At 51.0% G+C, this 26,538-nt stretch carries 27 protein-coding genes; 10 read left to right on the forward strand and 17 right to left on the reverse strand.

Features of this window, described 5'->3' with window-relative positions:
• Positions 1-200: 200 nt before the first annotated feature.
• Positions 201-446 (reverse strand): septal ring assembly protein ZapB, encoded by a 246-nt coding sequence (gene zapB, locus HV243_RS23605; RefSeq protein WP_019077914.1) that lies wholly within the window; start codon positions 444-446, stop codon positions 201-203.
• Between the two features lie 428 nt (positions 447-874).
• Between zapB and HV243_RS23610 the strand changes: the two genes are divergently transcribed.
• From HV243_RS23610 to fpr, 4 genes are all read left to right on the forward strand, one after another.
• A complete protein-coding gene (locus HV243_RS23610; RefSeq protein ID WP_016155255.1) occupies positions 875-1,720 on the forward strand; it encodes an MIP/aquaporin family protein in 846 nt (281 codons plus the stop codon).
• A gap of 22 nt (positions 1,721-1,742) precedes the next feature.
• Positions 1,743-3,251 carry a glycerol kinase GlpK gene (glpK, locus tag HV243_RS23615; RefSeq protein WP_016155254.1) on the forward strand — a complete coding sequence of 503 codons (1,509 nt, stop codon included), beginning with the start codon at positions 1,743-1,745 and terminating at the stop codon, positions 3,249-3,251.
• Between the two features lie 135 nt (positions 3,252-3,386).
• Positions 3,387-4,397 carry a class II fructose-bisphosphatase gene (glpX, locus tag HV243_RS23620; protein ID WP_053388906.1) on the forward strand — a complete coding sequence of 337 codons (1,011 nt, stop codon included), beginning with the start codon at positions 3,387-3,389 and terminating at the stop codon, positions 4,395-4,397.
• A 95-nt stretch (positions 4,398-4,492) separates the two neighbouring features.
• The gene (fpr, locus tag HV243_RS23625; RefSeq protein ID WP_049040560.1) at positions 4,493-5,239 is read left to right on the forward strand and encodes a ferredoxin--NADP(+) reductase; all 747 of its coding nucleotides are present in this window, start codon (positions 4,493-4,495) and stop codon (positions 5,237-5,239) included.
• A 39-nt stretch (positions 5,240-5,278) separates the two neighbouring features.
• Here fpr and HV243_RS23630 read toward each other — a convergent pair whose 3' ends face one another.
• Positions 5,279-5,710: a DUF805 domain-containing protein gene (locus HV243_RS23630; RefSeq protein WP_131351658.1), complete on the reverse strand. Its 432-nt coding sequence runs from the start codon at positions 5,708-5,710 to the stop codon at positions 5,279-5,281.
• Positions 5,711-5,810: 100 nt separating this feature from the next.
• Between HV243_RS23630 and HV243_RS23635 the strand changes: the two genes are divergently transcribed.
• The gene (locus tag HV243_RS23635) at positions 5,811-6,407 is read left to right on the forward strand and encodes a YiiQ family protein (protein ID WP_016155250.1); all 597 of its coding nucleotides are present in this window, start codon (positions 5,811-5,813) and stop codon (positions 6,405-6,407) included.
• Between the two features lie 111 nt (positions 6,408-6,518).
• The gene (gene tpiA, locus HV243_RS23640) at positions 6,519-7,286 is read left to right on the forward strand and encodes a triose-phosphate isomerase (RefSeq protein WP_003028783.1); all 768 of its coding nucleotides are present in this window, start codon (positions 6,519-6,521) and stop codon (positions 7,284-7,286) included.
• 82 nt (positions 7,287-7,368) lie between these two features.
• Here the strand turns inward: tpiA and HV243_RS23645 are convergent, their stop codons facing one another.
• The 6 genes from HV243_RS23645 to cpxP all read right to left on the reverse strand — a co-directional run bounded on the left by HV243_RS23645 (position 7,369) and on the right by cpxP (position 13,495).
• Entirely contained in the window at positions 7,369-8,673 is a 1,305-nt protein-coding gene (locus tag HV243_RS23645; RefSeq protein ID WP_053388908.1) for an SLC13 family permease, read from the reverse strand.
• A 73-nt stretch (positions 8,674-8,746) separates the two neighbouring features.
• Positions 8,747-9,496: a CDP-diacylglycerol diphosphatase gene (locus HV243_RS23650; RefSeq protein ID WP_016155248.1), complete on the reverse strand. Its 750-nt coding sequence runs from the start codon at positions 9,494-9,496 to the stop codon at positions 8,747-8,749.
• A 104-nt stretch (positions 9,497-9,600) separates the two neighbouring features.
• Complete coding sequence (gene sbp, locus HV243_RS23655) at positions 9,601-10,590, reverse strand: sulfate/thiosulfate ABC transporter substrate-binding protein Sbp (protein ID WP_016155247.1); 990 nt, start codon at positions 10,588-10,590, stop codon at positions 9,601-9,603.
• Between the two features lie 206 nt (positions 10,591-10,796).
• Positions 10,797-11,759 (reverse strand): 6-phosphofructokinase, encoded by a 963-nt coding sequence (gene pfkA / locus HV243_RS23660; protein WP_003028778.1) that lies wholly within the window; start codon positions 11,757-11,759, stop codon positions 10,797-10,799.
• A 185-nt stretch (positions 11,760-11,944) separates the two neighbouring features.
• A complete protein-coding gene (fieF, locus tag HV243_RS23665) occupies positions 11,945-12,847 on the reverse strand; it encodes a CDF family cation-efflux transporter FieF (protein WP_016155246.1) in 903 nt (300 codons plus the stop codon).
• 147 nt (positions 12,848-12,994) lie between these two features.
• Positions 12,995-13,495, reverse strand: a complete 501-nt coding sequence (cpxP, locus tag HV243_RS23670; protein ID WP_016155211.1) for a cell-envelope stress modulator CpxP — start codon at positions 13,493-13,495, stop codon at positions 12,995-12,997.
• Between the two features lie 150 nt (positions 13,496-13,645).
• Between cpxP and cpxR the strand changes: the two genes are divergently transcribed.
• Both cpxR and cpxA read left to right on the forward strand, forming a co-directional pair.
• On the forward strand, positions 13,646-14,344 hold the full coding sequence (cpxR, locus tag HV243_RS23675) for an envelope stress response regulator transcription factor CpxR (protein WP_006686193.1): 699 nt from the start codon (positions 13,646-13,648) through the stop codon (positions 14,342-14,344).
• Positions 14,341-15,714, forward strand: coding sequence for an envelope stress sensor histidine kinase CpxA (gene cpxA, locus HV243_RS23680; RefSeq protein ID WP_016155210.1), 1,374 nt, complete (start codon positions 14,341-14,343; stop codon positions 15,712-15,714). Before cpxR ends, cpxA begins: the two co-directional genes overlap by 4 nt.
• A 40-nt stretch (positions 15,715-15,754) precedes the next feature.
• On the opposite strand, the gene HV243_RS23685 is transcribed toward cpxA, so the two are convergent.
• From HV243_RS23685 to yiiM, 4 genes are all read right to left on the reverse strand, one after another.
• Entirely contained in the window at positions 15,755-17,005 is a 1,251-nt protein-coding gene (locus tag HV243_RS23685) for an MFS transporter (RefSeq protein ID WP_029139693.1), read from the reverse strand.
• Between the two features lie 118 nt (positions 17,006-17,123).
• A complete protein-coding gene (locus HV243_RS23690) occupies positions 17,124-18,080 on the reverse strand; it encodes a TIM barrel protein (protein WP_053388909.1) in 957 nt (318 codons plus the stop codon).
• 8 nt (positions 18,081-18,088) lie between these two features.
• A complete protein-coding gene (locus tag HV243_RS23695) occupies positions 18,089-18,793 on the reverse strand; it encodes a GntR family transcriptional regulator (RefSeq protein ID WP_019077919.1) in 705 nt (234 codons plus the stop codon).
• A 229-nt stretch (positions 18,794-19,022) separates the two neighbouring features.
• A complete protein-coding gene (gene yiiM / locus HV243_RS23700) occupies positions 19,023-19,697 on the reverse strand; it encodes a 6-hydroxyaminopurine reductase (protein ID WP_053388910.1) in 675 nt (224 codons plus the stop codon).
• 152 nt (positions 19,698-19,849) lie between these two features.
• Here yiiM and HV243_RS23705 point away from each other — a divergent pair, with 152 nt between their 5' ends.
• Positions 19,850-20,746 carry a dihydrodipicolinate synthase family protein gene (locus HV243_RS23705; protein WP_016155205.1) on the forward strand — a complete coding sequence of 299 codons (897 nt, stop codon included), beginning with the start codon at positions 19,850-19,852 and terminating at the stop codon, positions 20,744-20,746.
• A 41-nt stretch (positions 20,747-20,787) separates the two neighbouring features.
• On the opposite strand, the gene kdgT is transcribed toward HV243_RS23705, so the two are convergent.
• Both kdgT and sodA read right to left on the reverse strand, forming a co-directional pair.
• Positions 20,788-21,771 carry a 2-keto-3-deoxygluconate transporter gene (gene kdgT, locus HV243_RS23710; protein ID WP_016155204.1) on the reverse strand — a complete coding sequence of 328 codons (984 nt, stop codon included), beginning with the start codon at positions 21,769-21,771 and terminating at the stop codon, positions 20,788-20,790.
• A 235-nt stretch (positions 21,772-22,006) separates the two neighbouring features.
• A complete protein-coding gene (sodA, locus tag HV243_RS23715) occupies positions 22,007-22,627 on the reverse strand; it encodes a superoxide dismutase [Mn] (RefSeq protein WP_016155203.1) in 621 nt (206 codons plus the stop codon).
• 289 nt (positions 22,628-22,916) lie between these two features.
• Here sodA and rhaT point away from each other — a divergent pair, with 289 nt between their 5' ends.
• The gene (rhaT, locus tag HV243_RS23720) at positions 22,917-23,951 is read left to right on the forward strand and encodes an L-rhamnose/proton symporter RhaT (protein WP_046276208.1); all 1,035 of its coding nucleotides are present in this window, start codon (positions 22,917-22,919) and stop codon (positions 23,949-23,951) included.
• 109 nt (positions 23,952-24,060) lie between these two features.
• On the opposite strand, the gene tssD is transcribed toward rhaT, so the two are convergent.
• From tssD to rhaR, 3 genes are all read right to left on the reverse strand, one after another.
• Positions 24,061-24,540 carry a type VI secretion system tube protein TssD gene (gene tssD, locus HV243_RS23725; protein WP_053388912.1) on the reverse strand — a complete coding sequence of 160 codons (480 nt, stop codon included), beginning with the start codon at positions 24,538-24,540 and terminating at the stop codon, positions 24,061-24,063.
• A 187-nt stretch (positions 24,541-24,727) separates the two neighbouring features.
• Positions 24,728-25,441, reverse strand: a complete 714-nt coding sequence (locus tag HV243_RS23730) for a hypothetical protein (protein ID WP_053388913.1) — start codon at positions 25,439-25,441, stop codon at positions 24,728-24,730.
• A gap of 181 nt (positions 25,442-25,622) precedes the next feature.
• Complete coding sequence (rhaR, locus tag HV243_RS23735; RefSeq protein WP_053388914.1) at positions 25,623-26,462, reverse strand: HTH-type transcriptional activator RhaR; 840 nt, start codon at positions 26,460-26,462, stop codon at positions 25,623-25,625.
• Positions 26,463-26,538: the final 76 nt, after the last annotated feature.

The following is a 26,538-nucleotide window of genomic DNA, read 5'->3' on the forward strand; positions in this document are numbered from 1 at the left end:
GCCTTTTTTATGCGTTGTCACTGATTGCCGGTTGGCGGCTTACGCCTTATCCGGCCTACAGGCACTCGCAGTCTACATCCTCTATAGATTTCGCGTCAGGGCAAGGCGGCAAGTAAGTGAATCCCTAGGAGCATAGGCCACTATGTGACTGGGGTGAATGTACGCAGCCAACGCCGCCATAACGTGAAATATGACGAGAATTAGACTTCTTCCATACGCCCCAACAGGGCATGCAGACGATCCTGCCAGCCGTTCTGCTGTTCTTTCAGGTTGTTGTTCTCACGCTCCAGCTCTTCACGCTGCTGCTGTGCAGACTGAACTTCCTGCGACAGTGAGTTGTTCTTTTCTTTCAGCTCTTCGATTTCCATCTGCAACAGCGTGATGGTATCAATCGCCTGCTGTACTTTTGCTTCCAGTTTCTCAAACACTTCTAATGACATCGTCATACCTCTCCTGAATTGCAAGGCGTTGATGGATAAAAATCCTCGTCCCGATAACCGGCGACGCCTTAATAAAAACGAGCGCACTCTACTTAACACCGATTGTATGAAGCCGCGTCATCCCTGTCCAGCGGCATCCCGCGCAGATTGCGGTTTGCAACACTTTTCGTCTTTCTCCTGGTGACATTACTATCATAACTCTTAAGTGTTAACGAATTGATCATTGAAATGATTCAGCTCACACTATTTTTGTATAACAAATACCGCGAAATGGCGCGATAACGCTCATTTTGTTGATGGAGTACACACATTTCAATTTCGATATTTCTCGTTTTTGAGCGTTAACGATAAATTAACAGTGTGCCTACCGGCTCCGGGGATGTCAGTGACCTTCTCGCATACAATAAACATTAAACTCTCTTCAGGATCCGATTATGAGTCAAACATCAACCTTAAAAGGCCAGTGCATTGCTGAATTCCTCGGTACCGGGTTGTTGATTTTCTTCGGTGTGGGATGTGTCGCTGCACTCAAAGTTGCTGGGGCTACTTTTGGTCAGTGGGAAATCAGTATCATCTGGGGTCTGGGGGTAGCGATGGCTATCTATCTGACCGCAGGCGTTTCTGGTGCACACCTGAATCCAGCGGTAACCATCGCACTCTGGCTGTTCGCCTGTTTTGATAAACGCAAAGTTGCTCCTTTTATTATTTCGCAAATTGCCGGCGCCTTTTGCGCAGCGGCACTGGTTTACGGGCTTTATTACAATCTTTTCATCGATTTCGAACAAACTAACCATATCGTGCGCGGCAGTACCGAAAGCCTGGGTCTGGCAGGTACTTTCTCGACCTATCCGAACCCGCATATCAATTTTGTGCAGGCCTTCGCGGTTGAAATGGTCATTACCGCTATTCTAATGGGGCTGATTCTGGCTCTGACCGACGATGGTAACGGTGTACCTCGTGGTCCGCTGGCACCACTGCTGATCGGCTTGTTGATCGCCGTTATTGGTGCTTCCATGGGTCCGCTAACAGGTTTTGCGATGAACCCGGCACGTGACTTCGGACCGAAACTCTTCGCCTGGATGGCCGGATGGGGTGAGATTGCCTTCACGGGTGGTCGTGATATCCCTTACTTCCTGGTCCCGGTGTTTGGCCCGATTACCGGCGCGATTTTAGGCGCATGGGCATATCGCAAACTGATTGGTCGCCATTTACCGTGCGATGTTTGCGCGATTGAAGAGAAAGACGTTGCGACCAACACTCAACAAAAAGCTTCGCAGTAATGTGACTACGGGACAAATAATCATGACTGAAAAAAAATATATCGTTGCGCTCGACCAGGGCACCACCAGCTCCCGCGCGGTCGTAATGGACCACGATGCGAATATCGTTAGCGTTTCACAGCGCGAATTCGAGCAAATCTACCCGAAAGCAGGTTGGGTAGAACATGACCCAATGGAAATTTGGGCGACCCAAAGCTCCACGCTGGTAGAAGTTCTGGCGAAAGCCGATATCAGTTCCGATGAAATTGCAGCGATCGGTATTACCAACCAGCGTGAAACCACCATCGTCTGGGAGCGTGAGACCGGTAAACCTATCTATAACGCAATTGTGTGGCAGTGTCGTCGTACCGCGGATATCTGCGAAAAGCTCAAGCGCGACGGTATGGAAGAGTACATCCGTAATAACACAGGTCTGGTAATTGACCCGTACTTTTCCGGCACTAAAGTGAAGTGGATCCTCGACCACGTAGAAGGCTCACGTGAGCGCGCTCGTCGTGGCGAACTGCTGTTCGGTACGGTAGACACCTGGCTTATCTGGAAAATGACGCAGGGACGTGTACACGTAACGGATTACACCAACGCCTCTCGTACCATGCTGTTCAACATCCACTCCCTGGACTGGGATGACACGATGCTGGATGCGCTGGATATTCCGCGTGCAATGCTGCCAGAAGTGCGTCGTTCTTCTGAAGTGTACGGCCAGACCAACATCGGTGGTAAAGGCGGCATTCGTATTCCTATCTCCGGTATTGCCGGTGACCAGCAGGCCGCTCTGTTTGGCCAGCTGTGCGTGAAGGAAGGGATGGCGAAAAACACTTACGGTACCGGCTGCTTCATGCTGATGAACACTGGCGAGAAAGCCGTTAAGTCCGAAAATGGACTACTGACCACCATCGCCTGTGGACCAACCGGGGAAGTGAACTACGCGCTGGAAGGTGCGGTATTTATGGCTGGCGCATCCATCCAGTGGCTGCGCGATGAAATGAAACTCATCAGCGATGCATTCGACTCTGAATATTTCGCCACCAAAGTGAAAGATACCAACGGCGTGTACGTCGTTCCGGCATTTACAGGCCTTGGCGCACCGTACTGGGACCCGTATGCACGCGGAGCCATCTTCGGCCTGACCCGTGGCGTAAACTCCAACCACATCATCCGCGCAACGCTTGAGTCTATCGCTTACCAGACCCGCGACGTACTGGAAGCGATGCAGGCTGACTCCGGTATTCGCCTGCACGCCCTGCGCGTTGATGGCGGTGCGGTCGCCAACAACTTCCTGATGCAGTTCCAGTCCGATATTCTCGGCACGCGCGTTGAGCGCCCGGAAGTCCGCGAAGTCACCGCATTGGGTGCGGCTTACCTTGCCGGTCTGGCAGTAGGTTTCTGGCAGAATCTGGATGAACTGCAGGAGAAAGCGGTCATCGAGCGTGAATTCCGCCCGGGCATCGAAACCACCGAGCGTAATTTCCGTTACAGCGGCTGGAAAAAAGCGGTCAAACGCGCCATGGCGTGGGAAGATCACGACGAGTAATTCGTCATTGCCGGATGGCGACGTTACCTTGTCCGGCAATATCTTCGTGCGGGGGCAACCCCGCACACACATCAATAATCTAGTCCCCTCCCCTGTGCTACACTTCGCGCCATTCCTTTCAGCTACGAGTTTGCAATGAGACGAGAACTTGCCATTGAATTTTCACGCGTGACCGAAGCGGCCGCGCTGGCTGGCTATAAATGGCTGGGCCGCGGCGATAAAAATACCGCTGATGGCGCGGCGGTGAACGCCATGCGTATTATGCTCAACCAGGTCAACATCGACGGCACCATCGTGATTGGCGAGGGTGAGATTGATGAAGCGCCGATGCTGTTTATCGGCGAGAAAGTCGGAACCGGCCACGGTGATGCGGTCGACATCGCCGTCGATCCTATCGAAGGCACGCGTATGACGGCAATGGGCCAGGCGAATGCGCTGGCGGTGCTGGCTGTAGGCGATAAAGGCTGTTTCCTGAACGCGCCAGACATGTACATGGAAAAGCTGATTGTCGGTCCTGGCGCAAAAGGGTCCATCGACCTGAATCTGTCGCTGGAAACCAACCTGCGAAACATTGCAGCCGCGCTGAACAAACCACTGAGTGACCTGACCGTCACCATCCTGGCAAAACCACGCCATGACGAGGTTATTGCAGAGATGGCGAAACTGGGCGTGCGCGTCTTCGCCATTCCTGACGGCGACGTTGCGGCCTCGATTCTGACCTGTATGCCTGACAGCGAAGTTGACGTGCTGTACGGTATTGGCGGCGCACCGGAAGGCGTGGTTTCCGCGGCCGTCATCCGCGCGCTGGACGGCGACATGCAGGGCCGCCTGCTGGCGCGCCATGACGTCAAAGGCGACAGCGAAGAGAACCGTCGTATTGGCGAACAGGAACTGGCCCGCTGCACCGCGATGGGCATTGAAGCGGGCAAAGCGCTGCGTCTGGAAGAAATGGCGCGCAGCGACAACGTCATTTTCTCCGCTACCGGCATCACCAAAGGCGATCTGCTGGAAGGGATCAGCCGTAAAGGCAATATCGCAACCACCGAAACGCTGTTGATCCGCGGCAAATCACGCACGATCCGCCGCATTCAGTCGATTCACTACCTCGATCGCAAAGATCCCGATGTGCAGGCGCACATCCTGTAATTGATTTGATCAATAGAGCCTTCCAGCCCATCCGGGCTGGAAATCTTTCGTCCAACGAACGAAGATAAGGCAATCAAAGCAGACAGGAGAACACCATGGCAGATTGGGTAACAGGCAAAGTCACAAAGGTGCAGAACTGGACCGATGCCCTGTTTAGTTTGACCGTGCGAGCTCCGGTTCTTCCCTTCACTGCAGGTCAGTTCACCAAGCTTGGCCTTGAGATCGACGGTGAGCGCGTCCAGCGCGCCTATTCCTACGTGAATGCGCCCGATAACCCCGACTTAGAATTTTATCTGGTGACGGTTCCCGACGGCAAACTCAGCCCTCAACTGGCGGCGCTAAAGCCTGGCGATGAAGTTCAGGTGGTGAGCGAGGCCGCTGGTTTCTTCGTGCTGGATGAAGTCCCTGATTGCGAAACGCTATGGATGCTGGCAACCGGCACGGCTATCGGCCCGTATTTGTCGATTCTGCAGTTAGGCAAAGACCTGGATCGCTTTAAAAATCTGGTGCTGGTCCACGCCGCACGCTATGCCGCCGATTTGAGCTACCTGCCATTGATGCAGGCGCTGGAAAAGCGCTACGAAGGTAAATTACGCATCCAGACGGTTGTTAGCCGTGAGACAGCCGTAGATTCGCTGACCGGGCGTGTACCGGCGCTGATTGAAAGCGGTGAACTGGAAAAGGCGGTAGGGCTGCCAATGGATAAAGAAACCAGCCATGTGATGCTGTGCGGAAATCCACAAATGGTACGCGACACGCAGCAACTGCTGAAAGAGACCCGGCAGATGACCAAACATCTGCGCCGTCGACCGGGCCATATGACTGCTGAACACTACTGGTGAGGGTTTGCCGGGCGGCGTTTACGCTTCTCCGGTCGACAACTACTGGCGCTCGGCTTTGTACTTTACGTCCTGCGTATCCTTACCATATTTATTTTCGTCCTGGGTGCCAATGAACGCGCCCAGATCGATGAGCATGCCGACCAGAATGAGCGTCGGAACAAAGCGACCAACCGCCCATTGCCAGATGCCGGGTAACATCGTCCAATTTCCGGCCAGCAGCATCCACGCCAAAATCATCAGCAGCGCCCACGCTCCAGAACGTCCCCGATCGTGCAGGCGTTTTACCGTCACTGCCGCCGTCGGCCATAGCAGACAAACCAGACAAAATGCCGCAGTCTGAATATCGAGTAATTGCTTGCTCGCCAGCGAGAACAGAACCAGCATTCCGACGATCCACAGACCTATCCAAATCCAGAAATCACGGCGCCCGATGCGCCCTTTAAATGAGAATAACCACTGCTGTATGGTCATGTAAGTTCCTTTATTATTACCTTCCAGAACAGTTTACCCTTTTGACAAGCCCGACAGTTACCGTTTTAATCGTGAGCAGTCATAACGAAAGGTACGATTGATGAAGCAAGGATTTACACTGTTTTTATTATTGTTTTCAGCCTTCACCGCGAGCGTTGCGGCACGGGCGGAAGAGCCATCGACGGCAACCACGGCCCCCTATTTACTGGCGGGTGCGCCGACCTTTGACCTGTCGATTAGCCAGTTTCGCGAAAACTTTAATACGCAGAATCCGAAGCTTATCCTGAATGAGTTCCGCGCCATCGACAGCAGCCGCGATCGAGCAAACCTCACCCGCGCGGCCAGTAAAATCAATGAAAACCTGTATGCGTCCTCCGCCCTTGAGCGCGGCACGCTAAAAATCAAAAGTATGCAGATAACCTGGTTGCCGATTCAGGGACCAGAACAAAAGGCGGCCAAAGCGAAAGCGCTGGAATACATGACCGCCGTCATTCGTACCGTCGCCCCGCTACTGACGAAAGAGCAGAGCCAGAAAAAGCTGCAAAAACTGCTCGCTGCCGGCAAAGGTAAACACTATTACGCCGAAACAGAAGGCGCAATTCGCTATGTTGTGGCAGATAACGGTGAAAAAGGGCTGACCTTCGCTGTTGAACCGATTAAGCTGGCACTATCAGAAAGTCTTGAGAAGGCGAATTGATGACAAAAAGCAAAGCCTTTCCGCAGACGAATCTCTATACTGTTTCACAGACCATGCTGCCCTGACGGGCGGCCATATTCCTTAATTCGCTGACAAGCGTGGAGAAATGAAATGCGACATCCTTTAGTGATGGGTAACTGGAAACTGAACGGCAGCCGCCACATGGTAAACGAACTGGTTGCTAATCTGCGTAAAGAACTGGCTGGCGTTGCTGGCTGTGCAGTAGCAATCGCTCCGCCGGAAATGTATATCGACCTGGCGAAACACGCCGCTGCCGGTAGCCACATTATCCTGGGCGCGCAGAACGTTGACCTGAACCTGTCTGGCGCATTTACCGGTGAAACAAGTGCTGAAATGCTGAAAGATATCGGCGCGCAGTACATCATTATCGGTCACTCTGAGCGTCGTACTTACCACAAAGAGTCTGACGAGCTGATCGCTAAAAAATTCGCCGTGCTGAAAGAACAAGGTCTGACTCCGGTTCTGTGCATCGGTGAAACCGAAGCAGAAAACGAAGCGGGCAAAACTGAAGAAGTCTGTGCACGTCAGATCGACGCCGTTCTGAAAACTCAGGGCGCGGCAGCATTCGAAGGCGTCGTTATCGCTTACGAACCAGTATGGGCTATCGGTACCGGTAAATCTGCAACTCCTGCTCAGGCTCAGGCTGTTCACAAATTCATTCGTGACCACATTGCTAAAGCTGACGCGAAAATCGCTGAACAAGTTATCATCCAGTACGGCGGTTCCGTAAACGCAGCGAACGCAGCAGAACTGTTCGCTCAGCCGGATATCGATGGCGCGCTGGTTGGCGGTGCTTCTCTGAAAGCAGATGCCTTCGCGGTCATCGTTAAAGCAGCAGAAGCGGCTAAACAGGCGTAATGCTGTTGAGGCGGGTAGCGCTTCGCTGACCCGCCCTCCAAGACTGTAGGCCCGGTAAGCGTTAGCGCTACCGGGCTTTTTTTTACAACTTACCCAACACGCTAAACCACAGATAATCCAGCGGCAGAAGAACCAGATATGTTGCCGTCGCCAGCGCGATACACAGCAGCATCCCCGCCCTCGCAGGCACTTTCCCAAGCGCCATCGCCACCACAATCGGCGAAGCCTGATACGGCAGTAGCGGTGTGGAATACCCCAATACCTGAATCATAATTACCGACAGCAGCGGGAACCCAGTCGCATCGGCAAAACTTTGCGCCAGAGTGGTATACAGCGCCGGAACGCCGTTCGCCGTCATAATAAAATTGAGTGCGGTGGTAATGCCGGTCAGCGCGAGAAAGCTGGTAAAAGGTTTTTCCTCATCCAGCGGCATCACCTGTAACAGCGCCTCGCCCACTGCATTGCCAATGCCGGTCTGGGTAACGGTAATTGCCAACCCCAGAATCCCCGCCACGTAAATGCAGGTCCTGATATTTACCCCGGAGGAAAACTCGTCGCCATTGATAAAACCCACCCGTGGTAGCAGCGTGATAACCGCCGCCGCCAGCCCGGTCCACGCAGGCCCTATACCGTGCCAGCTTTCACTTACCCACAGCAGCAGCACCACTGCTAACATCCAGGCCAGACGTTTTTCATCCCGGCTCATGGGTTCCGCTGGCGTGAGATCGCGCGGTGCGTGGGGCTTGCCAGGGAACAGCCAGCAGATAAGCATGATGAGCACCGCGCCTTTCAGCCAACCCAGAACCGGCGTATGCAGCAGCAAATAGGGAAGATAATTGAGGTGGATGCCGTAAGAGCCTTCCGCCGCGCCGCTCATTACCAGATTTGGCACGTTAGCGGGTAAAATCGTCGCGGAAAGCTGGAACGTCCCAAACCCGACGGCCAGCGCCAGACCATACCAGGCGCGCGTACCCTCGTTAATTCCGGCACGCTTCGCCATTGCGGCAACAATCGGCATCAGCAGCGCAATACGCCCCATATTGGACGGCATCACGAACGCCAGCGCGTAACTGAGCAGCACCACGCTCGCCACCATTAACGGCCAGGAATCGGTCAATCGCGATGACAGCGCTCTCGCCGCCCTGTCCGCCAGCCCCGTTTTGCGAATCGCGATACCCAGCACAAAACCACTAAAGACCAGCCAGAAAGCCGAAGACGCAAATCCGCCAAAGATCACATCCGCAGGTGCGATTTTGGCGACCATTGCTACGGCAAAGAACAGCAGCGCCGTTATAAACTCCGGCAGTAGCGACGTCGCCCAGAGCAGGATGGTAATGCCAACCACCAGAGAGGGGATAAACAGAGGGTGTGTAAGCCAGAGCGACATGCCTGTCTCCTGTTGTTTTTTTCAACAAGAATACGGGGACAGACATGCGGAGTAAATGCCAGATTAGGTGGGGTTAACGCAGAATATCACATTGATGATCCTGAATTTCCTCAGCGGAGGCGAGATTGAGCGACAACAGATTGCGCTGGGTCGCCAGCAGGACAAAGGACTCATCGCTCTGACGCACCATCGCCAGCGCATAGCTGCCCATGTGCTCACGCGCATCCGGCACCTCTTCTGCCAGCATCATAAACGGGCTGCGTTGCGCCAGTTCATTTTCCGTGACGCGACGCGCCAGATATTCATGACCGCGCAGCCCACCCGGTAATGGCAGCCAACGAGTGCTGATTTTCGCCAGATTGTCATCCAGCTGTTTTCTGACATCGGTTCGCAGGCAGGAGATATGAATATGCAGATGATTTTGCGTACGCCCGCTACGCGAGTTAATGGTCAGCGATACCGCTTTGTCAGGGATTTCCTGACCGTATTTTTGGCTCATAAAGCTGCGCGCCTGCCAGGCCAGCCAGAAAAAGTTCGGCGTCCCTGATTTCAGCAGCAACGGGCTTTCCGTTCCGTTGATACGCCAGGTCGGCATCAACAGGTATTGCAGTGGGCCGTTACGATCTTTGAACACCACATATCCGGCATCCGGTTTCACTTCGGCGCACGGCGCGGGATCCTGCTGCTGCAACTGGTGCGGCAGGCATTGCTGAAGAACAATCTGGCGTAATGCGTCCGGGTTACCGGTGAATTTCCAGTACCCGATACCTGCAGCAGCGGCGACTACAATCACCGCCAGTAAAAGATAGCCTGCTTTTTTCATTACGCGTTCCCTGTATCTCATTGAAGGGCAAGAGTAACGCAAAACCATGACAAATAAAAAACCCGGTCGCGTTATGCCACCGGGTCGGTAAATCACAGACTTATTTAGCGCTTGCTGATCTGGTCAAACGTACCACCGTTAGAGAAGTGCTCTTTCTGCGCTTTCGTCCAGCCGCCAAACTCTTCGTCGATGGTGAACAGTTTCAGCTTCGGAAATGCATTTTCGTATTTCTTCGCAACGTCTGCATCACGCGGACGATAGTAGTTTTTCGCTGCAATTTCCTGACCTTCCGGAGAATAGAGATATTTCAGGTAGGCTTCCGCCACCGTTTTGGTGTCTTTCTTTTCCACGACTTTGTCGACCACGGAAACGGTCGGTTCCGCGAGGATAGATTCACTCGGCGTCACTATCTCGAATTTGTCTTTGCCCAGCTCGTTTGTCGCCAGCAGGGCTTCGTTTTCCCAGGCGATCAGCACATCACCGATACCGCGCTCAACGAAGGTATTGGTTGAGCCACGCGCCCCAGAGTCCAGCACTTCAACATTCTTATACAGGGCCTTCACGAAGTCTTGTGCCTTGGCCTGATCGTTGTTGTTGTGGTGCAAGGCGTAGCCCCATGCCGCCAGATAGTTCCAGCGTGCGCCGCCTGAGCTTTTCGGGTTTGGCGTAATGACCGACACGCCTGGTTTGATCAGATCGTTCCAGTCATGAATTTGTTTGGGGTTGCCTTTGCGGACCAGGAAAACGATGGTGGAGGTGTATGGCGCGGAGTTATCCGGCAGACGCTTAATCCAGTTTTTATCGATACGACCACGTTCAGCAATGGCATCCACGTCGTAAGCCAGTGCCAGCGTCACGACATCGGCTTCAATGCCGTTAATGACGGAGGTCGCTTGTTTACCCGAACCGCCATGCGACTGGCGGATCACGACGTTGTCGCCCGTTTCCTGCTTCCAGTGCGCGCTAAAGGCCTTATTGTACTGCTCGTACAGTTCACGCGTTGGATCGTACGATACGTTAAGTAACTGAATATCCTTTGCCAGAACGCTGGTCGATGCCAGCAATAATGTTAACCCTACGCCCCATTTGTTCATCGCCCAGCTCTCTTATGTGGTGTTGTGATGAGCAAAGCGTGCCAGAAAGGTATCCAAACATTAAAGAATAAAAAAAGATTTGCTATAACTTGGGGGAATAAATGCGGGGAATGGTGCCGAATGGTGGTTAGCGGCTCATCAGGCCTACAAGTCTTTGCAACCTGTAGGCCTGATGCGCTTAGCGCCATCAGGCGCGGAAAAAACAATCAGTACAGTTTTTTCGCGCAGTCCAGCCAGTCACCTTTGAACGGACGCTTCATGTTTTCAATCGCGTCGATGATGTCGTGGTGAACCAGTTGCTCGTTCTGAATACCTACACAGCGACCGCCGTGACCGGCCAACAGCAGTTCAATGGCATATGCGCCCATACGGGACGCCAGGATACGGTCATAAGGCACCGGAGAACCACCACGCTGGATGTGACCCAGTACGGTTGAACGCGTTTCACGACCCGTTTCTTTCTCGATGTAATGCGCCAGTTCGTCAACATCACACATATGCTCAGTGATCGCCACAATCGCGTGTTTTTTACCTTTCGCGATGCCTGCTTTGATTTCAGCAACCAGATCGTCACGGCTGAATTCCACTTCCGGAACCACCACAAACTCACAGCCGCCAGCAATGGCAGCCGCCAGGGTCAGATCGCCACAGTAGCGGCCCATCACTTCAACGATGGAAATACGCTGGTGAGAAGAAGAGGTATCACGCAGACGGTCAATCGCTTCGACTACGGTACCCAGAGCGGTGAAATAACCGATGGTGTAGTCGGTGCCTTTGATATCGTTGTCGATAGTGCCAGGCAGACCGATGCATGGGAAGCCCATTTCAGTCAGGCGTTTTGCCCCCATGTATGAACCATCACCACCGATAACAACCAGTGCGTCAATGCCACGCTTTTTCAGGTTTTCGATAGCCACGGCACGCACGTTTTCGTCGCGGAATTCCGGGAAGCGGGCAGAACCGAGGAATGTACCGCCACGGTTGATCATGTCGGACACGCTGTAGCGGTCAAGTTGAACCATACGGTCTTCATACAAACCCAGGTAGCCATCATGGATCCCCATGACTTCCAGCCCTTCCGTCAACGCTGCACGTACAACACCACGGATTGCTGCGTTCATGCCCGGCGCATCACCGCCGCTTGTCAACACACCGATTTTCTTAATCATGACTACCTCTGAACTTTGGAATGCAAAATGAAATCTGCTGCCGGAAGTCGATTCCGCATATCGAAACGATCCAACGAATATGCAGATAGTATAACAATCACTTCCTGCTGAATTGATTCAGGTCAGGCCAAATGGTGGTAATTTATACACAAAATGCTGGCCCGGTTCACTTTTTTTACAACGAATTATAAAAGCTCAAACATCTTGCCTTCCTTGGGTACGACCGAACAGGGATCCTGATGAATGATGACATCCGATCCCGGGAAACGCCGTAAAATTGCCTGCTCTACCTGTTCAGCCACTAAATGCGCCTGAACGAGCGGCAGATTATCTTCCATTTCCAAATGAATCTGAATAAAGCGGGTCGGCCCTGACTGCCGCGTGCGAAGATCGTGAGCGCCGCTGACTCCAGGCCATGACGTCACAATATCAATAATTTCCTGACGTTCTTCATCGGGTAAAGCGCGATCCAGCAAAGACTGTACCGCCTCATAACCCATGCGTAATGCACTATATAAAATATAGATGCCAATCCCGAGCGCAAACAAGGCATCTGCGCGATGCCAGCCGTACCATGCCAGCCCAAGCGCCACGAGAATTGCACCGTTCATCATAACATCAGACTGATAATGAAGCATATCCGCCCTAACGGCCTGACTTTGCGTGCGCTTCACCACCCAGCGCTGAAACGAGACCAGAATGATTGTACACACTAACGCAATGATGGTGACAACCACCCCGACGCCAGGATCTTTCATTGGCGTGGGTTGGATGAGATGCTGAATCCCGGTCAGGAATAAAAACAGCGCCGAACCGGAAATAAACATGCTTTGCGCCAGCGCCGCCAGCGATTCCGCTTTTCCGTGTCCGAACGTATGTTCATCATCGGCCGGTTGCAAAGAATAGCGCACCACCAACAGGTTGGTTAACGACGCGGCGATGTCCACCAAAGAATCCACCAGCGCTGCCAGAATACTGACCGATCCGGTGTACCACCACGCAAAAATTTTGATCAAAAGTAACAGCGATGCCATCACGGTCGCCGCGATTGCCGCCCGGCTAACCAGCCGCCCATAGGTTTGATTCATAAACACTCCTGCCAGGATATGCCGCTAGTATAACGGATGAAGTAAAACAGTCAGGCAATAACCGAGTGACAAATTTTGGGCAAAAAAAACCCCCACATCATGTGGGGGAAGACAGGGATGGTGTCTATGGCAAGGAAAACAGGGTTACTACTGGGAACGTGAGTTGCTACTACTCAATAAATTCAACGATGAGCTTTTTTTCCAGTGCGCTACGTCGCGCAGTTGCTCCATTCGTTGTTCATGTCTCTCATTTAAAACCGCTTGCTGCTCGGGCGTTAACAGGCGATACATCTGGTTGCGAACCTTGGCTATTTCAACCTGGCGGGCAACCTGTTCTTGCGCCATTCTTTCTGCCTGAGCGCGCACAGCGCGTTCATCAAATTTCTCTGCGGTGACAAGGCGATGCATTGTCTCCATTTCGCTAACATTAACAGGAGGCTGTTCGTGTCTTGCCTGCTGCATTAAATCTCGCATCTGTTGACGTTGATGTTCGGTTAAACTGATACCGTCGAACATGTGGCTCTGAACGCTGCGTTGCGCGGAGCCTTCACCCAGGTGCCAGTGATCGCCTGTGACGACTTCAGCTGCATGGCTTAAAGTACTCAGTGCCAGCGTTGAGGCCATGACGGCAGCGGTAACTTTGCCCATCACTTGCTCCCAAAATCTTTTCTGTCGCGATTCAACGAGAGACAGTTTACGATTCGGGCTGCAAACATGCGTCAGGGGGTGTAAAACAACGTAAAGTCATAGATTAGCGACGCCTGATGACGTAATTTCTGCCTCGGAGGTACGTAAACAATGAATAAAATCCTGTTAGTTGATGATGACCGAGAGCTGACTTCCCTGTTAAAGGAGTTGCTCGAAATGGAAGGTTTCGATGTGCTGGTTGCCTATGATGGGGAACAGGCGCTTGAGCTTCTGGATGACAGCATCGATTTACTTTTGCTCGACGTCATGATGCCGAAGAAAAATGGCATTGATACGCTGAAAGCACTTCGTCAGACACACCAGACACCCGTAATCATGCTGACCGCTCGCGGCAGCGAATTGGATCGCGTACTTGGCCTTGAGCTGGGCGCGGACGACTATTTACCCAAACCGTTTAACGACCGTGAACTGGTCGCGCGCATCCGCGCTATTTTGCGTCGCTCACACTGGAGCGAACAGCAGCAGAACAGCGACAACGGTTCGCCGACTCTGGAAGTGGATGCGTTAAGCCTTAATCCGGGTCGCCAGGAAGCCAGCTTTGACGGGCAAACCCTGGAATTAACCGGCACCGAATTCACCCTGCTCTATTTGCTGGCACAGCATCTCGGTCAGGTGGTTTCGCGTGAACACCTGAGCCAGGAAGTGCTGGGCAAACGCCTGACACCTTTCGATCGCGCGATCGACATGCATATCTCGAACCTGCGTCGTAAGCTGCCAGAACGTAAAGACGGACACCCGTGGTTTAAAACCCTGCGCGGTCGCGGCTACCTGATGGTCTCCGCTTCATGATAGGGAGCTTAACCGCACGCATCTTTGCCATCTTCTGGTTGACGCTGGCACTGGTGTTGATGTTGGTACTGATGTTACCCAAGCTTGATTCACGCCAGATGACCGAGCTACTGGACAGCGAGCAGCGCCAGGGGTTGATGATTGAGCAACACGTTGAAGCTGAACTGGCGAACGATCCACCCAATGATTTAATGTGGTGGCGTCGCTTGTTTCGGGCGATAGACAAGTGGGCGCCGCCAGGACAGCGGTTATTGCTTGTTACGACGGAAGGACGCGTGATCGGCGCAGAACGCAACGAAATGCAGATCATTCGTAACTTTATTGGTCAGGCCGATAACGCCGACCATCCGCAAAAGAAAAAATACGGTCGCGTTGAGATGGTCGGGCCTTTCTCCGTCAGAGACGGCGAAGATAACTACCAGCTGTATCTCATTCGACCTGCCAGCAGCTCACAATCTGATTTTATCAATCTGTTGTTCGACCGACCGCTGTTGTTGCTGATTGTCACCATGTTAGTCAGCTCTCCGCTACTGCTCTGGCTTGCCTGGAGTCTGGCGAAACCGGCGCGTAAGTTGAAAAACGCGGCGGATGAGGTGGCCCAGGGCAACCTGCGCCAGCATCCGGAACTGGAAGCCGGTCCGCAGGAATTTCTGGCGGCAGGTGCCAGCTTTAACCAGATGGTGACGGCGCTGGAGCGAATGATGACCTCGCAGCAACGCCTGCTGTCGGACATCTCTCACGAGTTGAGAACGCCGTTGACGCGTCTGCAGTTGGGCACCGCGCTGCTGCGCCGTCGTAGCGGTGAAAGCAAAGAGCTGGAGCGTATTGAAACAGAAGCTCATCGACTGGACAGCATGATCAACGACCTGCTGGTGATGTCACGCAATCAGCAGAAAAACGCGCTGGTCAGTGAAACGGTGAAAGCCAATCAGCTGTGGGGCGAAGTGCTGGATAACGCCGCCTTTGAAGCCGAGCAGATGGGTAAATCACTCACGGTGAATTTCCCGCCGGGTCCGTGGCCACTGTACGGCAACCCAAATGCGCTGGAAAGCGCGCTGGAAAACATTGTGCGCAATGCCCTGCGTTATTCACACACGCAGATTGAAGTTGGCTTCGCGGTGGATATCGATGGGATTACCATCACCGTCGACGACGATGGCCCGGGCGTTAGCCCTGAAGACCGAGAACAGATTTTCCGTCCGTTCTATCGTACCGATGAGGCGCGCGATCGCGAGTCTGGCGGAACAGGTCTGGGTCTGGCGATTGTTGAAACCGCAATCCAACAGCATCGTGGCTGGGTGAAAGCCGAAGACAGCCCGCTGGGTGGTTTACGGCTGGTAATTTGGTTGCCGCTGTATAAACGCGCTTAACAGGCTTCCCCGGTAACGTAATGCCGGGGAAGTTCTCACATTATGCTGCCACAGTCGCAGCCGCTAGCTTTTGCTTTTTAATCCGCTTCACCAGAATGGTCGAACAGATAAAGCCCATTAAGCTGAACGCAATCATCACGCTAAAGACATAGTTATAGCCCGTGATGCCGCTATTGGTATCCAGTAAATAACCGTATAACGTATACGCAAACATGGCGGGCATATAACCGATGATACAGCCAAATGCCATCGCCGAACCGGCATATTCACGCGGGGTACCAATCTCATCCATTGGTGCAAAGAAAATGGCGCGCTGTGAGAAAATAATCGCCCCAAATCCAAGCGTCGCCGCCATACCGATATACACATTCATCGTTTGATGTGGCAACAGCATAAAAACAACCATAGCAGCAGCAGAGATCAGAAACGTCCACTTCAGGTAAACCGTAGGTGATTTAGCAACCTTATCCGCCAGCAGCCCACCAATCGGCCCTCCCACCATTTTCAATGCATACTGGTTGATGATGCCGTACGCGCCGACGAGCGCTACCGGCAGCATGTAGATATCTTTTAAGAATGGGATGAAGTAAGTCAGGCCACAGTACGCGGCGTAAACGAAGAAAATCCCTAAAGAAGCCAGCCAGACGTTAGGGCAGGACAACACATGTTTGATACCCTTTAAGACTTCCATGTTGGCACTGGTTTTCTCGCCGCCTTTCACTTTGTCATCATCGACAATAAAGTAAGTGAGAACGCCCGCAGCCAGCGTAATTAGCGTATAAAACAGCAGTCCAGCCTGCATCCCCGCTTTACCTTCACCAAACTGGACGAAAACAAACAGAGCGCCAGAAGCGACGATAACATCCACCACGCCACGTCCGGCTTCTAAAAAGCCAAACATACGCCCTTGTTCTTCTTGCGTACCTAGCAGACGCACAGCTTTCAATAACACCGGCCAATAAACCACATCGGCAAAGAACGCCATTGCGGCAAAGCAAATAAGATAACCGGTAAATGACGGTAGCGTCGCCAAATATAAACCGCATAGCCCAACGCCGATCAGACCAAATGGTAATAATATTTTCTTGGAATAACGGTCTGCGATATAGAGCGACAGAAAAAGCCCGGTTGTCTGAACAATCGTATAAACAGTAAAACTTAAACCAATTTGCGTATTGGTTAAACCCCAGTCACTTTGCATTGGCACATAGAAAACGTCTTTCATACTTGAAAGTTTGAATATTGTGCCGCCGCCTAAAATTAAAAAACAGAGCCTTGCCCATTTGTTCATGAACATAATTAAACCCTCATTGCTTGTTGAGAGAAATATTTAAATTAAATCATGCAGCTAATAAATTAAGAGAGTTATTTTCATAACCCTTTTCGCATTTAATAATATTTAAAGAAGTTTATTTATTACTTGTAAACTTGTCGCATAAATCACGGATATACTTTATTTGAGCAAGAGCATGTTCTTTTTCCTGCGCCAGTCGCGCATCAATCATGTTACTGTCGGGCAGCGGCGTATAGCTTGCATCGCGCCATGGGATCCAGGGATTATCACCTTCATCATCAAAACGAAATGCCGGAGCATAATATTCAACTTCCTCTTCCAGACCAAAAGCATTTACTTGCGGTTTGTCCTCACCTAAAAGTAATAATGCCTTAAGCATCTCTTCCATTGGTAAATCACCGTATCCTGAACGACAAGCCTCATGCCCCCAGCCTTTACCTTCTTTAATAATTTTTGCGTCTTTGATATGTACCTGAGTGATTAGAGGGGACATGACCTCTAACGCAGAAAGCGGCTGCTCATTGGCGTTAATCATGTTGCCAAAATCAAATAGAATAGAGAGATTCTTCATTCCACTATTATTAACCAGCGTCACCAGTTCATGGCCTTGCAGATCTTCATGCTGTTCGATAGTAAAGCTTAGTCCGCAATCGTCATACTGAGACAACCACGCAATATCATTGGCAATCTTTGCCATGACATCGTTGAGATGTCCTTCATAGCGCGGGTAGAAACGTACTGAAGTTGCGCCAGTTGTCACAGCAATACGGATCGCATCCGTCAATGTCGCCTTGTCCGATGCGCTCGTTTCAATATGTACATCGAGGTTATATTTTTTGGCCTTTTCTTTAAAATCGTGCAACTGCCGATCGTTTAGTTTCTGCAGCGATTGGGACTCACCATCCTCAACATGTATTTTCACTCCCTTTAATTGTTGCTGATGCGCAATATCCAGAAGATCGCCCGGAAGGACTCTCTCATAGCGCATATTCAGATGAAAGGCATAAGCATGTAGGTACAGTGGTATATTTCTCGCACGTTCAGCGAGAAGTTCTTGGTTGCATTTTCCCATTATTTTTCTCATTCATCACGAATAACAAGTTCCACAGATTCAAGTCGCCAGTATTCAAAATCAACCTGAACCACTTTTTTGTCTCGGGTAGCCCGATGTTTTTCTACTAAAATTCCATAAGTATTAGGCGCAACGCCCAACTCTTTGCAGGCCACTTCTGGCATATTGACCGGTTTAAAAATCATTTCTTTGATATTTAAAGCATGACCAAACGCATCTTCCCAGACGCTGGCAAAAGACTGATTGCCCAATTTGTTAATGAATCCTGGCGCAACATCAGCATCAATATAGGACTCATGGTAAAACACTTTATGCGAATCAAGACCACACCAACCGGTAACTAAATAGCGATCACCGGAGGAGAGAAAAACATCATCAACATGGTGCGGAACCGTCGCAATCGTTTCTTTGGTTAAATAACCCCAAAAAGGCTTGCGCCCCTGAGCACAGGCTTCAGCATTAAAGCTGGAAAGTGATTTGGGATTATAAATAAATCGCTTCGATGAAATAAACCAACCACTGCGGTTCTTTCGGAAGATACGCGCATCGATCTCAAGCTCAATCAGAACCTGACGTAAGGTCATGCGCTTCGCATCCAGCAACTCACATAACTCTCTCTCCGAAGGCAATTTAGAGCCCGCTGGCAAATTATTCTCGTTTAACCAGCTTTCAAAGCGCTCTCTAAGCACATCAACATTGTTTTTCTTTTTCATCTTACTCATCTGGTTTAAACCAATTTAAAGCTAAGATATTTGAGTGCAGGAAATACTCAAGTTTTTTTTCAACGCAGAGTTTCTTTTTGTGGGCCAGGTATCAAGAATGGACTGAAAACATGGCGTGACAGGCAGGTTTTTTTAACCTGCCTTAGTATGCAGAGATAAGAACCACGAGAGAGGCAAATCAGGTGTTACCACCTGATTTAATTGCATGGCCAGAATGGCTTTATTTTCCCCACAAACGGCGGGAATTGTCTTCGATCTTGCCGCTTAAACGACGCTTTTGCATCGTTCGGGTCCAGCTTTTCGATAACCCGGCAGCTGAGAGTAAACGGTGATATTGTGAGTCATCAAACGGCATATGCCAGGCAATGGCAATCGCCTCCCGCACGCTGACGTCGCTGACGCGTGAAGCCAGGATCAACGGCGCGTCCGCCGACACCTGACCTGGAGCGATGACGCTGCACAGCCAGCCCGTCTTGCCTGCCTCCTGCATCTGGCTGGCCATATCGCTGATGCCAAAATGGAAATTCAGCTTAAAGCACGGCGAGCGCGGCTGCGTGACCTGAATCAGCGCATCTCCCCACTGGAAAATGTCGCCAATAAATACATTCTCTTCCGTTAGCCCCTCAGTAGAGAGATTCTCGCCAAACGCGGGCGCGACAAAGAGCTCTGCCTGCTCCGGAAACTCTTGTCTCCAGTGCTGATAGTGTTCACGCGGATAGTGGCACAGCGCGCGATCCGGCCCACCGTGAATTTTCGTTTCCGCCTGTTCATCACCCGTCAGCCCCAGTTCGGTCAGCATCAGCTCGCCGTCAACCTGGACCTTAGCAATCGCGCTGGGACGGCTTCCCGTGTAGTCCCGAACCTTGCCTGTAAAAACATCGACCGGATATCGCATCTGTTCCCTCTCCCGATAAATTTCCCCCATTACACCACATTTATTTTACCCCAGTCGCTCAAAATGAGAGCACGGTTCACATGAAACTTAGGGACACATGCTATCAATGTAATCTGGTTTTGAAACATCATTTCAAATAAGGAGTCAACAACGTGACTGGTCAATCGCAATTTGCTGGCGTCTGGTGTCCTTCCATTACGCCAATGGATAATGACGGCAAGATCGATCTTAACGGTCTGAGCCAGCATCTCAAACGCCTTACCGAGGCCAAAATCGACGTGATTTTGCTGATGGGTAGCATCGGGGAATTTGCCTCCTTTACGCTCGAAGAAAAGCTGTTACTAATCCGCGAGGCCCGCGCTATGAGCTCGCTGAAGATGGTCGCCAACGTCTCATCCACCTGCCAGAATGATGTGCTGTTGATGGCGCAGGAAGCGTATCGCGCCGATTACGATGCCGTGATGATCCTGCCGCCTTACTACTATGGGCAAACGGCAAAACAGCTGCTGAGCTACTTCCGTCAGTTGGGGCAGAAGCTCAGCGGTAAATGGTTTGCCTATAACTTTCCGGCGCGCACTGGCTGCGATTTAACACCTGAACTGGTTGCCACCCTCGCCGCCGAGTTCCCCAACTTCGCAGGCATTAAAGATACCGTCGACTGCCAGTCCCATACTCGCAGTATGATCCAGACCACCCGCGCCGTACGGGAGGATTTTGCCGTGTTGTCCGGCTATGACGAATACTACATTCCTAACCTGCTGGCAGGCGGCGCGGGGGTGATTTCAGGATTAAACAACGTCATGCCTGAACTGTTTGTCAGCGCACGGGAAGCATTTAAACAGGGCGACCTGACAGCACTTCGCGACATTCAGGACCAGATTGGCACCTACATGTCCATCTACGCCATCGGCGAAGATTTCGTCACCACCATCAAAACCGTGGTATCGCGTAAGTTTGGCTATTGCACCGGCGTGTCACGAAATGCCGGCGGAGAGTTGAACGAGGGTGAGTGTCGGACCATCGATGAGGTATTTGTCGTCAAAGCGTAAATCGTTAAGCCGGATGGAACAGACCATCCGGCAAAAGAGGCTTACTTCACGGCGCTACGAATATCAATTTCCGCCGCCCTGGCTTTTACTCTTTTCGACCAGATGGAAGTGATAATCGGCACCAGAATGGAGGTCACAATCACCGACGTGGCGACAAGGGAAGTTGCTGCCGGCGCCATCGGTTTAAATGCCGGAACCATTTCAGCAATCAGCACTGGCGTAGCGACCGCCGCACCAGCTGAGCTGGAGGCCGCAATCCCCGCTGTGCCATCGCCGCCGCCAATCAGTTTATCGGCGATAATCAATGGAATACCGGTAATGATAATTACCGCCACGCCCAGCAAAATACCCAGTACACCGGTCTGCGCAATCACGCTCAAATCAATGGTGTTACCAAGCGCGAAGGCAAAGAAAGGAATCAACGTCTGCACCGCTTTGCTGAAGAACTCCCGCAGCTCAGGGTCCAGATTTCCCAGCGCAAAGCCAATCAGGAACGGTAATACGGCCCCGACAAACACGTGCGGTTCAAACGAAGCGATCCCGGCGGTTCCCAGAATCACCATAGTCATCAGCGGGCCAGACTCCAGCGACATCAGGACAAACGCCCCGGCCTCTTCTTTGGTGCCGTACTGCTGCATAATCGAGGCATACAGCCCGCCGTTGGTCATATCCATGGCGGCCACCAGCGCCAGCGTAGACAACCCGGCGAAGAAACCAACTTCTACACCATGTTCCGGCAGAATACGTGAAGCAATCGCCGCGACCACCCACGCTACCAGAATCTTGGTTATGACCAGCGTGCCTGATTTACGCAGCACGGTACCGGTGGCGCTTAGCTTGATCGACGCCCCCATACAAAAGAACCAGACCGCCAGAATAGGCACCGTACCGGTGATCATACCGTTGGTAAAGGAGCCGAAGTATTTCCCGGCGCCGGGGGAAAAGGTGTGACACAACGCGCCCAAAAAAAGCGGCACCAGCATCATGCCGCCTGGGATTTTCTCTATCGTTCGTTTGATCTGCATTTCCATCACCTGTAGACATAAAAATGGGGCAATTTTTATGGGCGATTGCATCTTGCTTATGAGATGCGCCCGTCTTGATGAAACGAAGATAGACATTCATAGAGACTATAAAAGTGATCCCACTCGCATAATAAAACCTTGTTTCAATTTAAGTGGATCATTGTTTTTATATTGATTTTGATCACAAAAAAACCCCCACAAGCATCGCTTGCAGGGGCTTATCAAAGCGTAGAACTTATTTTTTCGCTGCGAAACGCGCGGCAGCTTCGTCCCAGTTCACCACGTTCCAGAACTCTTTGATGTAGTCCGGGCGACGGTTCTGGAATTTCAGGTAGTAAGCGTGTTCCCAAACGTCCAGGCCCACGATCGGGAAGCCGGAAGCGCCAGAGATAGCTTCACCCATCAGCGGGGAATCCTGGTTAGCAGTGGAAACAACAGCCAGTTTGTCACCTTTCAGAACCAGCCACGCCCAGCCGGAACCAAAACGGGTTGCCGCAGCTTTTTCAAATTCAGCTTTGAAGTTGTCCACGGAGCCGAAGTCACGTTCGATAGCCGCTTTCAGGTCGCCCTGCAGCGTAGTACCGGTTTTCAGACCTTTCCAGAACAGGCTGTGGTTAGCGTGGCCGCCCGCGTTGTTACGCAGTACGGTTTTCTTGTCTGCTGGCAGTTGATCCAGTTTGGTGATCAGCTCTTCAACAGGCAGGCTCGCGAATTCAGGTAAGCTTTCCAGCGCAGCGTTCGCGTTGTTTACGTAAGCCTGGTGGTGTTTGGTATGGTGGATTTCCATCGTCTGCTTATCAAAGTGCGGTTCAAGGGCATCATAAGCGTACGGCAGGGATGGCAGTGTATAACTCATAATCATCTCCAGTATTGTCGGGCGGCCAGTGTTAACGCCGCGTAAGCAGTTGGGTCATTATAGTTAATTAAATGATATTGAAAATGATTATCAATGCCGTACTTTTTACAAGGTTTTGATGACTCAAGTCCATTGCTAAAGATGTGAGCCGAATCACCCACTTAACGTGATGATTGCCAACATGCGCCAAATGGCGGCAATCGTTAAAAGGTTAACTACCTGCATAATTTTTAAACTCGTTTGGTCGGAGGGGTAATTACCGACGATAAAAAATAACGAGGATTAAGTCATGAGTAACGCGATTACGATGGGTATCTTTTGGCATTTGATAGGCGCAGCCAGTGCCGCCTGTTTCTATGCCCCGTTCAAGCAAGTCAAACATTGGTCATGGGAAACGATGTGGTCGGTTGGCGGGATCGTCTCCTGGCTTATCCTCCCATGGACCATCAGCGCCATGTTACTTCCCGATTTCTGGGCCTACTTCAGCTCCTTTAGCCTCTCCACGCTGGCGCCGGTGTTTCTGTTCGGTGCGATGTGGGGGATTGGTAATATCAACTATGGCCTGACCATGCGCTATCTCGGTATGTCGATGGGCATCGGCATTGCGATTGGTATTACGCTGATTGTCGGCACGCTGATGACCCCGATTATTAACGGCAACTTTGATGTACTGATCAACACCTCTGGCGGACGCATGACGCTGCTTGGCGTGCTGGTCGCGCTGATTGGCGTGGGCATTGTTACCCGTGCGGGTCAGTTAAAAGAACGCAAAATGGGCATCAAAGCGGAAGAGTTCAATCTGAAAAAAGGTCTGGTTCTGGCGGTCATGTGCGGCATTTTCTCTGCCGGGATGTCATTTGCGATGAACGCTGCTAAACCAATGCACGATGCCGCCGCCGCGTTGGGCGTTGATCCGCTGTATGTCGCCCTGCCAAGCTATGTGGTTATCATGGGCGGTGGCGCGCTAGTCAACCTGGGTTTCTGCTTCATTCGTCTGGCAAAAGTGAAAAACTTGTCGATAAAAGCTGACTTCTCGTTAGCCAAACAGCTAATTATCACCAACGTGCTGCTCTCCGCACTTGGTGGCTTGATGTGGTATCTGCAATTCTTCTTCTACGCTTGGGGCCACGCTCGTATTCCGGCACAGTATGACTATGTAAGCTGGATGCTGCACATGAGCTTCTATGTTCTGTGCGGCGGAATTGTCGGACTGGTATTGAAAGAGTGGAAAAACGCGGGTCGCCGTCCGGTCAGCGTGCTAAGTCTTGGCTGCGTAGTGATCATTGTCGCGGCAAACATTGTTGGTCTGGGAATGGCCAGCTAATCATGTTGGGTACTGAGATGACGCCACTGGCTCGGCGTCATCTATCCACCAGTTCCCATCATTAGTAAATAATCCCTCACACCCATTTTCACGTTGCCCAACCCCTGACTTAATAGGTTGTACGTTGATTCCATTCATCGGTATAAATGATATTACCGTCACAATGTTTCCAGGTAATTTTCTCGTAGCGCAGCAGAACAGTCTCAAGATGTGTGCCTGTTGTTGCGCCAAGATATAAATCAGGCGTGATTGAAGTGAGCTTCACGTTGTGAAGGATTATGTTGAAATACTCCTTTTCCATCCCTGCTTCATTAATTGAGTACATTTTAATCATCGCGGATTTAAGCGTAGCTCCGGTACTTAAGGCCCTGTACAAAAAGGGTGTAACTCGGTCGAATTCTTTTTGGAACATGATGGGTGCATGAATTCGCGTACCGGTCAGGCGCCCTGTATTACTATCAACCGGAATATTGACGTTATGAGTTAGTGACTTTATTTCAATAGCTCCAACGCGACCTACGGCCTGACATGAGCCGGGCATAGGAGAACCATCCTCATCGGTTAGCCACAAATAAGCTGGATTAGACATGAAATACTCCTTTTATTTAAACCTAGTGAATAGTGAAGTCAACCGGGGGAATAACCACATCAAAACAACAAGCGTTATTAATGTTAGTAAAAGACAATATTCAGGAAATAGATGAAGCCATAACAGACCAAAGCCTATTACCAGCGCTGGAAACACTACACTTTCTAATAAAAGTGTGATCAAACTATTAAACACCAAAATCCCTCTGCAAAAAATCCGCTAAATTATCAAGATTTGAGAAGCGCTTTGACTTTACTCTACTAATCATATTGGAAATAGCTGGCTCAACAAAATAATAGAGCATTTCAAGCTTTGCCTGATATAAAGCCCAATAATAATCTGGATCAATTCCTTTTAGCTGCCGCGCAGCAAGAGCGCACTTTTGTTGAACTCCGAAAAATTGCAGCAAAAATACCGCTTGCGGCAGTTTTGCAGATAAACGCTCAACGATGATTTTCGACATGAAGCCAGACTGAGACAACGCAATAGAAGCCGCAGAAGCAAAAGCATACCGAGTCCCTCCCGCAATATTCATATGAGTAGCCAGTGCGGACATTTTTCTGATAAATTGACGAGCAGAGCCTTCGGGATTACCTTCATCAACATCATCACTTATCGTTATGAAGTACAAATAAAGCATATATGTAATTACATCACGATATCTATATATTGACTCAATGGAATAGAGCATCCTTATTTCTTCAGATTTTAACTCCTGACAAATATCATTGTATTGAGGTATAAAACATGATGAATACCAACTAGCTCGCTCAATACCAGAATATATATCTGAAGCGACACCCCTGGCTGATTGAAAAACTCCACCAACAGCATTCTGAGTGGTTAGAGCCAGCCGTTTATCATTTTGAAACTTCATCCTTAAATAGTCAGACGCCTGCATTACTTAGCTCTCAGTCATTTATGATGATAAATTATAATATACGTTCACACCCCCCATGATAATGGGCGTTATTCCTATTTTACTCTTTATTTACAGCAATAAACCATCGTGGAGATTTTATTTTATGGGAGTATTCGCTGTCAGGTTTTATCACCCTAATATGCGACATTATTATGATTCCTCACTCAGCCAGATGACGCCACTGGCTCGGCGTCATCCCGGTTTCGCGTGTGAATACCACCGAAAAGTAGTTACTATCCTCAAAGCCGCAGCGCATGGAAATCTCACTAATCATCAACCGACTATGCTTGAGCAGATACTGTGCATGGCACACCCGCACCTGGCGCTGATACTGGTTGATCGTCATCCCGGTCTGGCTACGGAACTGCTGGCGCAAAACGCGTTCGCTGCACCGTTCACGCTCGCAAAACGTATCCAGTTCGAACGCATGCTCATGGCTACCGGCTAACGCGGTGATCAGTTTATCCAGCAGCGTTTCACTTGACGTCGCCGGAAGCGTATCCGTGGCATAACGATGACGTTTAAGGTGAGTTACCAGTTGACCAAACAGCAGCTCAGCCATGGTAAAGGCCTGCGCATCGCGCTGATTACTTTCATGCTCAAGCTGGCTTATCACCTGTCTGGCCTGGGTCATGCCAACGCTGCCAAGTCGCCAGTGCGGCTGCCGCGGCGTACCGTCAAATCCGGGGATCGCCCCTTGCCAGTCAACATTCAGCGTTAACCGCTCCGGGCAGTAGATGATATTTTGCAACACAAGGTCGTTAACGGAGGTGTAGGAGTGTTTATCTTCGGCGCGAATGTAAAACAGATCGCCACGGGTTATCCGGTACGGACGTTCGTTAAGGACATGCAGACCATTGCCGCGCCAGACCAGAACCAGCTCGCAAAACTCGTGGGTATGCTCAGCAAAGACATCCTGCGGATAACGATCGGCCACGGCGACAGCCTGCTGCTCATGCGCAAAAAAGTCTGATTTCAAAAGAACCAGATGATTCGCCATCACATCACCTCAACCTGTACGCTTGCCGGATGCGCTGCGCTTATCCGGCATGAAAGGGTATGATTATCAGCAAACG

The sequence above is a fragment of the Citrobacter sp. RHBSTW-00599 genome (assembly GCF_013784065.1).
Classification (GTDB): Bacteria; Pseudomonadota; Gammaproteobacteria; order Enterobacterales; family Enterobacteriaceae; genus Citrobacter; species Citrobacter braakii.